This is a genomic window from Kribbella sp. NPDC031520 (assembly GCF_055580825.1).
This window is the reverse complement of record NZ_JBVIKS010000003.1, coordinates 140,291-152,357: the sequence shown is the minus strand read 5'-3', so window position 1 is coordinate 152,357 and position 12,067 is coordinate 140,291. Positions and strand designations below refer to the sequence as shown.

Genomic DNA, 12,067 nt, shown 5'->3' with positions numbered 1-12,067 from the left:
CGACCGCCGGAGGGATCCGGTGAACGACACGCCTAGGTGACCAGGACGGTGATGCGCTGGGCGGTGTTGTTGGAGAAGCCGCCGCGGTTCCATTCGGCCTCGACGGGTTGTTCGCGGCCGCCGGCGTCGTACGCGCGGACGGTCAGCACGTGCTCGCCCGGCGTCGCCTCCCAGTCGTACGCGAACGCCCGCCAGGCCAGCTCGTCGTTGCCGGGGGCATCCAGTTTCGCCTCGTGCCAGTTCACCCCGGCGTCGGTGCTCACCTCGACCCGTTCGATCGGCGCCCACCCGGACCAGGCCCGGCCGAACAGCGGAACGGTGCCCGCGGCAACGAACCGGTGGCGGCTCATGAAGTCCGGGAAGCCGGGCGGGACCAGCAGCGCCCGCGGCTCGATCCGCGTCACCGGGCGGCCGGGGTCGTCCGGGGTCTTCCGCAGTACGTACGCGACCGCGTTCTGGTATCCGTCGAACGGGTGGTCGATCACCTCGATCGACCGCAACCACTTCACGCTGGCCATGCCGTACCACCCTGGTACGACGAGCCGCAGCGGATAACCGTGCTGCGGCGGCAACGGCGCACCGTTCATCTCCCAGGCCACGATCGCGCCGGAGTCGATCGCCTCCGCCACGGACAGCCCGCGCTGGTAGTCCTGCTCGACCCCGCGCTCCACCCCGTGGTCCGCGCCGGTGAACACGACATCGACCGCGTCCTCGCGCAGACCGGCCGACCGGAGCAGATCCGCGAGCGGCACGCCGGTCCATTCGGCCGTACCGACCGCCTCCGACAGCCACGGCTGGCTGATCGGCCGCGGCTGCAGCGTCGCACGCCCGTTGCCGGCGCATTCGAGCGTGACGCGGATCGTCCGCCGGCCCATCGCCCGCAGCTCGGTCAACCCGAACGACAACGGCTCCTCGACGCAACCGCCGACCGTGAGCCGCCAGTCACCCGCGGCCGTCGCCGGAATGTCGTAGTGCACCAGAACGTAGTGCAGCCCCGGCGGCGTCACGTCGTACCGCAGCCCCTCCAACGGCATCCCATGATTCCGTGCCGCCAGCTGCAACTCGTCGGCCGTGATCCCCTCACCCGTGTCCGCCAACCTCCCGCGGACACTGAAGTCACTCACAGACATGTCAGTCCCCTCCCCTAGGGAAACCCTAGTGGTAGGGACCGGCTACAACCAGCCGTTGTCGAGGGCGATGCGGGCGGCTTCGGCACGGGTGCGGGCGCCGGTCTTGCCGATGGCGGCGGAGAGATGGTTGCGGACGGTGCCTTCGGACAGGTGCAGTTCCTTCGCGATGTCGGCGACGGTACCGCCGTCCCGGGCGGCCCGCAGTACGTCGGACTCGCGGCCCGTCAACGGACTCGTACCGGCGACCAGCGTCTCCGCGGCGAGTGACGGATCGACCACGCGCAGCCCTTGGTGCACTCGCCGTACCGCGTCCGCGAGCTGGGTCGCGGGCGTGTCCTTGACGACGAAGCCGGCGGCGCCCGCCTCCATCGCGCGGCGCAGGTACCCGGGGCGGCCGAAGGTGGTGACCATCAGCACGCGCACCCCCGGTACGGCGGTCCGCAGCGCGGCGGCGGCCTCGATACCGTCCAGACCTGGCATCTCCACGTCGAGCAGGGCGACGTCCGGCTGGGAGTTCTTCGCGGCGTCGATCACCTCGTCGCCCCGGCCGACCTCGGCCACCACATCCAGGTCGGGCTCGAGATCAAGCAGGGCGGCCAGTGCGCCACGCACCAGCGCCTGGTCGTCGGCGATCAACAGTCGAATGCTCACAGCCCTATCCTCACAGCCCGACCTTGACGGCCAGCCGGAACCCGCCGCCGGGTGCCTGCCCGATCTGCACCCCGGCGTCGGCCTGGTTCGCCCGCTCCCGCAGCCCGACCAGCCCGTGGCCGGACGCGCCCCCGCCCGGCGTCGGCCCCTTCCCGTCGTCGAGTACCTCGATCTGATTGGCCGCGATCTTGATCGTGCAGCGCTTCGCCCCGGAATGCCGTACGACGTTCGTGACGCCCTCCCGCACCACCCAGGCGAACAACTCCCGGTTCTCCTCCGGTACCTCATCGACCGTGGTCGGCAGCTCCGCCTTGATCTCGGCGGCCTGCAACGCGGCCCGCGCCGACACCAGCTCCCCGGCGAGGCTCAGCTCCCGATACCCCGCGACCGCCGCCCGTACGTCAGCCAACGCCGCCCGCGCCAGACTCTCGACGTCCGCGACCTCCGCCGCGGCCCGGTCCGGGTTCGCCGCGATCAGCTTCCCGGCCAGCTCCGCCTTCACCGTGATGACGGTCAGCGAGTGCCCGAGGATGTCGTGCAGGTCCCGGGCGAACCGGTTCCGCTCCTCCTGGACGGCCAGCTCCGCCATGTCCTTGCGGGCCGCGTCCAGCTCGATGCTGCGCTGGATCGCCCGCCGCATCCCGAGTACGGCGAGCGCGCCGAGGAAGATCGCGAACCCGTAGCTGCCGTCGTCGGTCCAGCCTGGTACGACGCGCATCGAGATCTCGGCGCCGGCCAGCAGGGTCAGTACGAACGCAAGCCCGGCCCGCAGCTCGAGCAGCATGATCCCGCACGCCGCGATGTAGACGAGGCCGGTGAGCGCGGTCTGACCGGCGGTCGGGATCATCAGCAGACAGAGGGCCAGCATCAGGCCCAGGTAGCCGATCCGCTGCCAGGGCGCCAGCTGGCCGTGCGCGGCGCTCCAGCGCACCAGCCCGAAGAACGCGAGGTAGCTGGCCGCGAACAGGGCCACCGTGAGGAATCCGAGCACCCGGACGACGCCGTGCTGGCGCTCGGCGACGCTCTGCAGCGGCTGCGACAGGTAGAACAGCCAAATCGCGCCGGCCACCCAGGCCCAGCGGCCCGGCCCCCTGCCGACCCGGTCCGCCACGCCGTCCAGGACTGTCGGATTCGTGTTCACGGTGGTCACGGTATCGCTCGTTCGTTCAGGCGCGGGCGGTGTCCGCGCGGTACCGGCGGAGGCCGATGAAGCCGAGTACGACGGTCCAGCCGAGCACCACCAGCAGCGCGTGGGTGTCCAGCCCGCTCTGCGTCAATGCACTCCGCGAGGTCTGCCCGGTCCAGTACGCCGGCGTCAGCTGCGCGATGTGCTTCATGATCGACGGCATCTGGTCGACCGGCAGCCACAGCCCGCCGAACGCCGCGATCAGCATCGTGCTGAGACCGGTGATCGGCTGCACGCTGTCCGGCTTCGCGATGTACCCGATGACCAGGCCGATCGCCGCGAACGGCAGCGCGCCGAGCCAGGACACCAGCGCGACCGTGATCCACTGCGTGGCGCTCAGGTGGACGTGGCCGAAAATCATCCCGAACAGGAACACCACGAGCAGCGGCGGGATCGCCAGCAGCAGGCTCAGGATGACCTTGTTGACGACGTACGCCTGCGGCTTCAACGGCGTCAGCCGGAGCGTCCGGTTCCAACCGCCGTCGCGCTCGGCGGCGATCACGCCGCCGCTGCTCATCGCGGCCGACATCGAGCCGAACATCGCCATACTGACCATCACGTACGCGATCGCGGAGATCCCGCCCTCATTGGCTTCCTTCGGGATCGTCAGGCCGAAGATCAGGAACAGCACCACCGGCATCAGGATCGAGAAGATCATCACGCGGCGGTTCCGCATGGTCCGCCGGATGTCGAAGATCAGGTAGTCGCGGTTCATGCCAGGGTCTCCTCTTGGGCCGAGCTGATGGCGAGGACGGCGTCCTCGAGGTCGGCAGACGTCACTTCGATGTCGTGGGCGCTGGTGTTCTCCAGCAGGTACCGCAGCGTGTTGTCGGAGTCCGCGCACTGCAGCAGGACCACCTCGCCACGGGTCTCGACGTTCCGTACGCCGGGCAGCGCCGCCAGCGCAGCCAGGTCGGCCCCCGGAACGGTGGCGCGGATCGTACGACCGGACACGCTCGCCTTGATCTGCGCGGCGGTGCCGTCGGCAACGACCTTGCCGTTGCGCATCAGTACGACGCGGTCGGCGTACGAGTCCGCCTCCTCCAGGTAATGGGTGGCGAACAGCACGGTCCGCCCGCGGGCCGTCTCCTGGTGCATCGACGCCCAGAAGTCACGCCGGGACTCGACGTCCATCCCGGTCGTCGGCTCGTCCAGCACGATCAGGTCCGGCTGCGGGATGATCGCCATCGCGAACCGCACCCGCTGCTTCTGCCCGCCGGACAGCGCCTTGATGGTCCGGCCCCGGAGGTCGGCGATGTGCGCCCGTTCGAGCGCCTCCTGGACCGGCATCGGGTCCTTGTGCAGCCCGGCGACCAGGTTCATCAGTTCGCCGACCTTGGCGTCCTCGATGATCCCGCCGCTCTGCAACATCACCCCGACCTGTCCCTTGGTGATCGCGTCGGTCGGCGTACCCCCGTACACCTGCACCGTCCCCTGGTCCGGCCGCACCAGCCCGAGCAGCATCTCGATCGTGGTCGACTTCCCGGCCCCGTTCGGTCCCAGCAACGCCACTACCTCACCGGCCCGGATGTCCAGATCCACCCCGGCGACGGCCTGCACATCCGCATACTTCTTGGTCACACCCCGCAGGCTGACCGCAGTCGTTGTCGTCATACCAAGAGCATCCCGAAGCACGCTCCCGCAGACCTGGACCACCCGTCACAACCCGCCCATGACATCCGTCAGCCCAATCCCAGGGTCCCTCGTCAGGGCTGAACTCAGGGGCCGTGTGGTGGTCAGCTCGGTACGGGTATCCAGCACAGGCAGAACGGGTGCCCGGCCGGATCGGCGTAGACCTGGACACCGCGAGCAGCACTGCGATCCTCGGCGGGCCGCAACAGCCGAGCACCCAGGCTGAGCGCCCGCTCGTGGGCGGCGTTGTGAGCCTCGATGCCCTCGAAGTACAAGTCGAGGTGGATCTGCTGCTCGGGAGTCCCATCGGGCCAGTCCGGCGCTACGTGATTCGGAGCCAGCTGGACACCGAGCGCCCACCCGCCGTCGACCCAGATGGCGCGCCAACTGTCGCCCCAGCTCTCGACTTTGCCGTCCAGGAACGCAGCCCAGAACGCACTCTCCACATCGATGTCCACAGCGTCGAAGACGATCATCCGATGTTTGATGTCCATGACCGCCCAGTCTGACAGCCCAAGGCCCGACGGAAGTGGGTAGGTCTTTGGGGTGGTGGCGGGAGGGTGGGGGAGTACGGGTTGGGGGAGAGGAGTGGGTTATGGGGACTTTGACGGTTTGGAAGTTCGGGAGTTGGGATGGGGCCAATCAGGCGATCGGGACGTTGGAGGGGTTGGCCAAGGACGGGGTGATTCGGGTTGTCGATGCTGCTGCTGTGTCTTGGCAGCCGGAGGGGCGGCGGCCTCGGACTCGGCAGGTGCGGAATCTGACGGGGGTGGGGGCTGTGGGCGGGATGTTCTGGGGGTTGCTGTTCGGGACCGTCTTCTTGGGGCCGGTGGCGGGAGTGGCGCTGGGGGCGGCTGCGGGCGCAGTTGATTCAGTCGAATCTGTCCGACGAGCAGGAGGCAGCGATCCACGAGCTGTTCGCGGATTAGCGGGTCAGATCGTCACGAAGGACGGCGGTCCGGTCGCGGATTCGCTGGGGTCGCCCCAGACAGCGAACCTGGCTGCCTCTGCCAGGGTTGCGGCGTCAGCCTTCCAGCGGCTCGACGGCCCGACGGCCGGCACAGGTGTCCCTTGCCAGGGGACGGCTGTCGGTCGGCCGGGCCGGGTGCGGTTGTCGGTGGGGAGCTCGGCCGTCCCCGCGCGATCGAGCGATCGGCGGACCGCGACGAGCGGGTCGCAGTCGGCCACTTGTGGGCGTGGGGCACAGTCCGGTACTTCGGTGGTGGAGTGGTGGGGGATGGCCCAGGTGGGACGGGCTACGTGGACTTTGCCGTTGGTGATGGTGATGGTCCAGCGGTCGTTGTGCACGTCTACGTGGTGGCGGCGGCAGGCGAGGGCCAGGTTCCAGACCGCTGTTGCGCCGCCGTCCTGCCAGGGAACTAGGTGGTGGGCGTCGCACATTACCGGCGGGGCGCCGCAGATTACGCAGCCTCGGTCGCGGGCGATGAGGGCTTGGCGGATGTGCTTGGTGACGAGGCGTTCGCTGCGGCCGACGTCGAGAGGTTCGGAGTCGGATCCCAGGACCAGGGGGATGATGTCGGCGTCGCAGGCGAGGCGGCGGATGGTGGCGGCGGAGAGGTCGTCGGTGTAGACCGTTTGGCCGATGGCGTTGGCGGTGGAGGACTTGAGGTCCTCGAGGTCTATCGTCACCGTGATGTTCGCCTTGGTGCCGTGGGACAGTGCGGCGGTCAGGGCGTCGGCCTGGCGTTTGGTGCGGGCGCGGGGGTCGGGTTCGCCGTCGGTGGTTTTGTGGGGGCGGGCGCCGGCGTGGACCACCGCGCGCAGGAGTTCGGCGTTCTCGTTGGCGAGGAAGCCTTTGAACTTGACGCCGTTCTCGGCGGTGGTCAGGGTGAGGGTTTCGCGGTCGTAGGCCTTGTGTTCTTCGGGTTCTGGGCCGTCGGAGTCGATCAGGTTGCAGATTCGTTTGGCGGCGGCGCGCAGGTCGGTGGGGGCGAGGTGGGCGGCCAGACCGACCAGTTGGGTCTCGGCGACGTCGAGGTCGTCGACCGGGACCCGGGAGCGGACGCGTTCGAGTTCGGCGACGATGCCGGCGGCCTGTGCGGTGCGAACTGCGCCGGCTGCGATTCCGTCGGCGACGGCGGCGTACTTCGGGAGCGCGCGGGCGAGGCGGACTTCTCGCCAGACGTCGGTCCGGTCGCGGCGGTGGCGGAAGGCCAACAGATCAACGGCATCGCGCGCGCCGAGCTCCTCGGCGGACCCGGATTCCTCGACCCGCGCGACCAGTTGGAGGCGGATCCCTTCCAGGCGGTTGATCTCGGCGTCGACGTCGTCGAGGGCGGGCAGGAGTTCGTGGTTGCCCAACGCCAACACCGCCCGCCCACCGAGAACGTCCATGCCCACAACAGTACAGACCGCCTCCGACAGTTTTCAAAGCCAGAACCCCTTGTTTTCAAGGGATTCAGAACGCGAGCACCTTCAGCCAGTCCTCTTCGAGTAGGGCGTGGCCGCCGGGGCGGAGGTGGTAGCCGATTCCGTTCGGGCCGAACGCGGGGCGGGCCGCCTCGACGGCCAGGCGTTCGCCGTCCGGATCGGCCCACGCGTCGTCCTCCGCGCTGCAGACGTACACACGGCGCGGGGCGATGCTCGCGAGGAGTTGGTGCTGGTCCACGGGCAACTCGTCCTCCTTCCCCGCGTACTGCGCGAACGACGGGACGAACCAGTGCGGGAAGCTCCGCGTGATCGCCTCGATGTCCTCGCCGCCCGGGTGCCGGAACAGTGCCGCGCCGCAGCAGCCGGACTCGTTCGACGCGGTCACCGTGATGCGTTCGTCCTGTACGCCGGCCCACAGTGCGGCCTTGCCCAACCGCGAGTGCCCGAGCGCGATCGCCTTCGCGGAGTCGATCCTGTCGATGGTCGCGGCGATGTCCAGCAGCCGGGACAGCCCCCACGCCCACGCGGCCACGGCGCCCCACGTCTCCGCCGGGAACAGCCTGCGTACGCCGGGCGCAGGCGGGTTCGGGTCGTCCGGCTCGATCTGCTGGTATTGGGCGGTGAGTACGGCGTACCCGGCCCGGGCGATCTTCTGGTACGGGAAACCTGTGAGCGTCTCGTCGTTGCCGTCGAAGTTCAGGATTACCACCACCGGGGCAGCGCCGACGCCGGACGGGAGATGCAGCAGGGTGTCGAACTCGAGGTTGCCGAGCGGGCACGCGACGGTGGCCCGATGCCGGAGCCGGTCCGCGACACCGTCGAGGACACCGTCCTCGCGGGACTGCAACACCAGGTCGCGGAGCTTGCCGCCGTCCGGCGTACGGCCGTAGATCGTACGGGTGAACTCCTCGACGACATCGGGTCCGAGCGGCGGCAGAAGCGGCAGGTCCGGCATCGTGGCTCCAGTCAGCTAGCGCAAGTATTTTCGCAGCCGATTCTCCTAGGTCGGCCCGACCCTGGAGCCCTGCGACATCCTCTGAACCAAATCAGTTGACCTCACGTCCTGCCTGGTGGAGGGTCGCGCCGTGAGCGGCGTACCGAGGTTGCATGATGACGAGGTCGCGATCGACTCCGCGTTGGTGGAGCGGTTGCTGGCGGCGCAGTTCCCGCAGTACGGCGGGCTGCCGGTGCGGGTGGTCGAGCAGTCGGGGACCGACAACGTGACGTTCCGGGTGGGCGAAGACCTGGCGGTTCGGTTGCCGCGGACGGAGCGCACCCAGGGGCAGGTCGAGATGGACCTGACCTGGATGCCGCGCCTGGCGCCGCAGGTGTCGTTGTCGATCCCGGAGCCGCTGGCGCTCGGTCAGCCGGACGGTGCGTATCCCTTCACCTGGGGCGTCTACCGATGGTTGCCCGGGGCCCCGTTCTCGTCTGGGTCGGTCGACGTGGTGCAGGCGGCGCGGGACCTGGCTGGGTTCGTGCAGACGTTGCGCGAGGCGGATACCGCTGGTGCGCCGGTGCCGGATGACGATCCGTTCAGCCGTGGTACGCCGTTGGCGCCGCGGGACGGGATGTTCCGCGAGGCGCTCGAGCAGTTGAAGGAGTACTTCGACACCGGCCGGCTGACCGCCGCGTGGGAGGAGTCGCTCGCGGCCGGCACCTGGGACGGTACGCCGCGGTGGATCCACGGCGATCTGATGTCCGGCAACGTACTGGTTGCCGACGGCAAGTTGTCGGCCGTGATCGACTTCGGTACGGCGCGGGCCGCGGACCCGGCGGGCGACGTGCTTGCGGCCTGGTGGTTGTTCGAGGGCGAGTCCCGGACGGCGTACCGCGAGGCGCTCGAGGTCGACGACGCGACCTGGTTGCGCGCCCGGGGGTGGGCGCTTTCGCTGGTGATCATCGCGATCCCGTACTACCTGAACCGGCGCGCCGACACCCTGTCGAGCGGGCAGGAATCGGTCGCCGACATCCTTTCGGGCTTCTAGTTACCAGAGCTTGTCGATGTGGCCCGGGTACAAGGGGATCCGGGTGTGGTGGAAGGACGGCTCGGCTTGTTGGGCGGGTGGGGTGAAGAAGGCGGCGAGGGTGACCTTGTCGAAGCCGGGTTGGTCGCTGGGGAACGGGTCTTCGCGGGTGCCGCCGATCAGGACGGTGCCGGGGAGGTGTTGCCAGCCGGCCGATTCGTAGAACGGCTGGAGCTGGCGGTCGCAGGTGAAGATGCCCAGGTCGAGTTCCTGGTCGATCATCGCGGTGCGGGCCGCGGTGACCAAGCGGTGGCCGTGGCCGCGGCCGCGGAGGTCGGCGCGGGTGACCACGGTGCTGAGACCGCCGGCCTGGAAGGTGGTGCCGGCGTGGGTCAGCGGCTTGCGGAGGATGTCCAGCGCAGCCAGCACCACGCCGTCCTCCACCAGCAGTACCGACAACGGATGAAGCTTCGGATCATGGACGACGGTGGTCGGATCACTGGGCTCGGACGAGGGCCAGGCCTGGTCCTGTAGGGCATGGACTTGGTGGCGGAGAGATTCGGGTACGTCGGATTCGGCGTACGACTCGATCCGGATCACGTCGTCTTGAGGGTGTGGAGGCCCTGCCAGAGCAGGTCCTGGAGGGTACGGGCGACCTTCTCGGGCGGTGGTGGATCGGCGGAGCGGGTGCGCCAGATCGCCAGTCGTTCGGTGGCGCCGGAGATGCTCTGGGCAACGATCTGGATCTCGTCGTCGTCCACCGGGCGATCGGTGGGGACGTTCATCCGGACCATCGTGGCGATCAGTTCGATGAACGCCGCGCGTACCTCGTCCGTCGCCTCGGCGGCAGGACCCGCGCTCAGCATCCCCTCGTCGACCAGCACCGACCACGCCTGCGGGTGCTCGTCGAGGAACTTGAACCACGCCAGGAATCCCGCATACAGCGCGTCCTCCGCACTGGGAGCCGCCATCACCGCGTCCGCGACGGTCTCCAGCAACTGACCCCGGAGCCGCGCCAAGCAGGCGAGGAACAGCCCGTCCTTCGACCCGTAGTACTGGTAGATGAGCGGCTTCGACACCCCGACCCGCGCCGCGACGTCGTCCATCGACGTGCCCTGGTACCCGCGCTCCCCGAAGATCCGCTCGGCCGCCTCGAGGATCTCCCGCTCGCGGGCGGCCCGGTCCCGGCGGCGCTTCGGCGCAGTGGTGGACGTCACTTGCACACCTTAACTGACTCCGAGTAACTTACTACGAGTAAGTTCGACGGCCGAGGAGGCGCCGAGATGAGCGAGCAGCACCGGATCGTGGTGATCGGCACCGGGTTCGCGGGGATCGGGATGGCGGTCCGGCTGAAGCAGGCCGGGTACGACGACTTCGTCGTCCTGGAGCGTGCGGACGACGTCGGCGGCACCTGGCGCGACAACACCTACCCAGGCTGTCGGTGCGACGTACCCTCGCACCTGTACTCGTTCTCGTTCGCGCCGAACCCGGAGTGGTCCTCGACGTTCTCGCCGCAGCCGGAGATCGAGGACTACCTGCGCAAGGTGACCGACGACTTCGGGGTCCGCCCGCACATCCGGTTCGGACACGCCGTCGAGTCGGCCGACTGGGTGGACGGCAAGTGGCGGATCGCGACCAGCCAGGGCGAGTTCACCGCGGACGTCCTGCTGTCCGGGATGGGCCCGCTCGCCGAGCCGTCGTACCCGAGGCTGCCCGGCATCGAGGACTTCGAGGGCGAGGTCTTCCATTCCGCCCGCTGGAACCACGACCTGAACCTCAGTGGCCGCAAGGTCGCCGTGATCGGTACCGGCGCGTCGGCGATCCAGTTCGTACCGGCGATCCAGCCGGAGGTCGAGGAACTGCAGCTGTTCCAGCGGACGCCGCCTTGGGTGATGCCGCGGCCGGACCGGAAGATCTCCGCGGCCGAGAAGGCGATCTACCGGCGGTTCCCCCTTGCGCAGAAGGCGATCCGGGCCGGCATCTACTGGAGCCGCGAGTCGATGGTGCTCGGGTTCGTGAAGCTGCCCGCGATCATGAAGCAGGCGCAGAAGGTCGCCGAGAAGCACCTCGCGCACCAGGTCCGCGACCCGCTGCTGCGGGCCAAGCTGACGCCGGACTTCACCCTCGGCTGCAAGCGCGTGCTGATCTCCGACGACTACTACCCGGCGCTCGCACGTCCGAACGTCGAGGTGGTCACCGACGGGATCGCCGAGGTCACGCCGACCGGCATCGTCACCACCGACGGCGTGAAGCGCGAGGTCGACACGATCATCTACGGCACCGGCTTCAAGGTCACCGACCTGCCGGTGATGGACATGGTGCACGGCCGCGACGGCGTCTCATTGCGGCAGGCGTGGGCCGGCGGTATGGAAGCCCACCTCGGTACGGCGATCAACGGCTTCCCGAACTTCTTCATGCTGATCGGCCCGAACACCGGGCTCGGGCACACCTCGATGGTGTTCATGATCGAGTCGCAGATCGCGTACATCGTCGACGCGCTGCGGACCATGGATGCGCAGGGTTTCCAGCAGGTCGAGGTACGGCGGGACGTGCAGCGCGCGTTCGTCGACGGAGTCCGGTCCTCGATGCGGAACACGATCTGGACCCGCGGCGGCTGTACGAGTTGGTACCTCGACTCCGAGGGCCGCAACACCACGCTCTGGCCGTCGTTCACGTTCCGGTTCCGGCAGCTGACCCGCCGGTTCGACGCTTCGGAGTACCAGACCAATAAATGAGGCCCGGAGAACCCCCTGCGGTTCCCCGGGCCTCTGATTCCCCGTTGGTTCAGGCGGCCAAAGCCGGTTCGTACGTGCCGCTGAGGCGCAGCAGGTCGGTGGCGGCGACCAGCCGGGCGAGTTCGGCGCACCCGGCGGTGAGAGCGGACTCCAGGGTCGGCCACGCGTCGACGCACCAGTACGGGTCGTCGGGCTGCCGGTCGTTGTCGTCGTCGATGTCGGCACACCAGCCGCCGGTGCGGACGTGGTGGACGTGGAGTCGGAGCTTCATCAGCGTTGCTTTCAGAACGGAAGTTTGCGGCCGGACGGCGTCCGGAGGTCGAGGGTCTGGTTCTGTCCCTGCCGGCGGGTCGTGCTGGTACTGGGTCGCCGGCG

Annotated in this window: 13 protein-coding genes and 1 pseudogene; 3 read left to right on the top strand and 11 right to left on the bottom strand. The window is 69.0% G+C overall.

Annotation, left to right across the window (positions count from 1 at the left end):
- Positions 1-32 precede the first annotated feature (32 nt).
- From ACZ5BU_RS16055 to ACZ5BU_RS16030, 6 genes are all read right to left on the bottom strand, one after another.
- On the bottom strand, positions 33-1,130 hold the full coding sequence (locus ACZ5BU_RS16055; RefSeq protein ID WP_465699541.1) for a sulfite oxidase: 1,098 nt from the start codon (positions 1,128-1,130) through the stop codon (positions 33-35).
- A gap of 42 nt (positions 1,131-1,172) precedes the next feature.
- Entirely contained in the window at positions 1,173-1,781 is a 609-nt protein-coding gene (locus ACZ5BU_RS16050; RefSeq protein WP_465699540.1) for a response regulator, read from the bottom strand.
- A gap of 10 nt (positions 1,782-1,791) precedes the next feature.
- Positions 1,792-2,922, bottom strand: a complete 1,131-nt coding sequence (locus ACZ5BU_RS16045) for a sensor histidine kinase (RefSeq protein ID WP_465699538.1) — start codon at positions 2,920-2,922, stop codon at positions 1,792-1,794.
- Between the two features lie 25 nt (positions 2,923-2,947).
- Positions 2,948-3,682 (bottom strand): ABC transporter permease, encoded by a 735-nt coding sequence (locus tag ACZ5BU_RS16040; RefSeq protein WP_465699536.1) that lies wholly within the window; start codon positions 3,680-3,682, stop codon positions 2,948-2,950.
- Positions 3,679-4,581 (bottom strand): ABC transporter ATP-binding protein, encoded by a 903-nt coding sequence (locus ACZ5BU_RS16035; protein ID WP_465699534.1) that lies wholly within the window; start codon positions 4,579-4,581, stop codon positions 3,679-3,681. The genes ACZ5BU_RS16040 and ACZ5BU_RS16035 overlap by 4 nt, the downstream gene beginning before the upstream one ends.
- 122 nt (positions 4,582-4,703) lie before the next feature.
- Positions 4,704-5,093: a VOC family protein gene (locus tag ACZ5BU_RS16030; protein WP_465699532.1), complete on the bottom strand. Its 390-nt coding sequence runs from the start codon at positions 5,091-5,093 to the stop codon at positions 4,704-4,706.
- A gap of 101 nt (positions 5,094-5,194) precedes the next feature.
- Between ACZ5BU_RS16030 and ACZ5BU_RS16025 the strand changes: the two are divergent.
- Positions 5,195-5,461: pseudogene (locus tag ACZ5BU_RS16025) on the top strand (DUF1269 domain-containing protein); the annotation flags it as partial.
- 71 nt (positions 5,462-5,532) lie between these two features.
- Here ACZ5BU_RS16025 and ACZ5BU_RS16020 read toward each other — a convergent pair.
- Both ACZ5BU_RS16020 and ACZ5BU_RS16015 read right to left on the bottom strand, forming a co-directional pair.
- Positions 5,533-6,954 (bottom strand): HNH endonuclease, encoded by a 1,422-nt coding sequence (locus ACZ5BU_RS16020; RefSeq protein WP_465699530.1) that lies wholly within the window; start codon positions 6,952-6,954, stop codon positions 5,533-5,535.
- Positions 6,955-7,018: 64 nt separating this feature from the next.
- Complete coding sequence (locus ACZ5BU_RS16015) at positions 7,019-7,945, bottom strand: glucuronyl esterase domain-containing protein (protein ID WP_465699528.1); 927 nt, start codon at positions 7,943-7,945, stop codon at positions 7,019-7,021.
- 130 nt (positions 7,946-8,075) lie between these two features.
- Between ACZ5BU_RS16015 and ACZ5BU_RS16010 the strand changes: the two genes are divergently transcribed.
- Positions 8,076-8,978, top strand: a complete 903-nt coding sequence (locus ACZ5BU_RS16010; RefSeq protein ID WP_465699527.1) for an aminoglycoside phosphotransferase family protein — start codon at positions 8,076-8,078, stop codon at positions 8,976-8,978.
- Here ACZ5BU_RS16010 and ACZ5BU_RS16005 read toward each other — a convergent pair whose 3' ends face one another.
- Both ACZ5BU_RS16005 and ACZ5BU_RS16000 read right to left on the bottom strand, forming a co-directional pair.
- Positions 8,979-9,557 (bottom strand): GNAT family N-acetyltransferase, encoded by a 579-nt coding sequence (locus tag ACZ5BU_RS16005; RefSeq protein WP_465699525.1) that lies wholly within the window; start codon positions 9,555-9,557, stop codon positions 8,979-8,981.
- Positions 9,554-10,174, bottom strand: a complete 621-nt coding sequence (locus ACZ5BU_RS16000; protein WP_465699523.1) for a TetR/AcrR family transcriptional regulator — start codon at positions 10,172-10,174, stop codon at positions 9,554-9,556. Before ACZ5BU_RS16000 ends, ACZ5BU_RS16005 begins: the two co-directional genes overlap by 4 nt.
- Positions 10,175-10,240: 66 nt before the next feature.
- Between ACZ5BU_RS16000 and ACZ5BU_RS15995 the strand changes: the two genes are divergently transcribed.
- Complete coding sequence (locus ACZ5BU_RS15995; RefSeq protein ID WP_465699521.1) at positions 10,241-11,692, top strand: flavin-containing monooxygenase; 1,452 nt, start codon at positions 10,241-10,243, stop codon at positions 11,690-11,692.
- 49 nt (positions 11,693-11,741) lie between these two features.
- Here ACZ5BU_RS15995 and ACZ5BU_RS15990 read toward each other — a convergent pair whose 3' ends face one another.
- Positions 11,742-11,963 carry a hypothetical protein gene (locus ACZ5BU_RS15990; RefSeq protein ID WP_465699519.1) on the bottom strand — a complete coding sequence of 74 codons (222 nt, stop codon included), beginning with the start codon at positions 11,961-11,963 and terminating at the stop codon, positions 11,742-11,744.
- Between the last annotated feature and the right edge of the window lie 104 nt (positions 11,964-12,067).

What these genes read in the sequence shown, in the direction of transcription:
- ACZ5BU_RS16035 (WP_465699534.1), bottom strand. Translation starts at nt 4,581, where the DNA reads ATGACGACAACGACTGCGGTCAGCCTGCGGGGTGTGACCAAGAAGTAT.
- ACZ5BU_RS15990 (WP_465699519.1), bottom strand. Translation starts at nt 11,963, where the DNA reads ATGAAGCTCCGACTCCACGTCCACCACGTCCGCACCGGCGGCTGGTGT.
- ACZ5BU_RS16040 (WP_465699536.1), bottom strand. Translation starts at nt 3,682, where the DNA reads ATGAACCGCGACTACCTGATCTTCGACATCCGGCGGACCATGCGGAAC.
- ACZ5BU_RS16030 (WP_465699532.1), bottom strand. Translation starts at nt 5,093, where the DNA reads ATGGACATCAAACATCGGATGATCGTCTTCGACGCTGTGGACATCGAT.
- ACZ5BU_RS15995 (WP_465699521.1), top strand. Translation starts at nt 10,241, where the DNA reads ATGAGCGAGCAGCACCGGATCGTGGTGATCGGCACCGGGTTCGCGGGG.
- ACZ5BU_RS16055 (WP_465699541.1), bottom strand. Translation starts at nt 1,130, where the DNA reads ATGTCTGTGAGTGACTTCAGTGTCCGCGGGAGGTTGGCGGACACGGGT.
- ACZ5BU_RS16020 (WP_465699530.1), bottom strand. Translation starts at nt 6,954, where the DNA reads ATGGACGTTCTCGGTGGGCGGGCGGTGTTGGCGTTGGGCAACCACGAA.
- ACZ5BU_RS16015 (WP_465699528.1), bottom strand. Translation starts at nt 7,945, where the DNA reads ATGCCGGACCTGCCGCTTCTGCCGCCGCTCGGACCCGATGTCGTCGAG.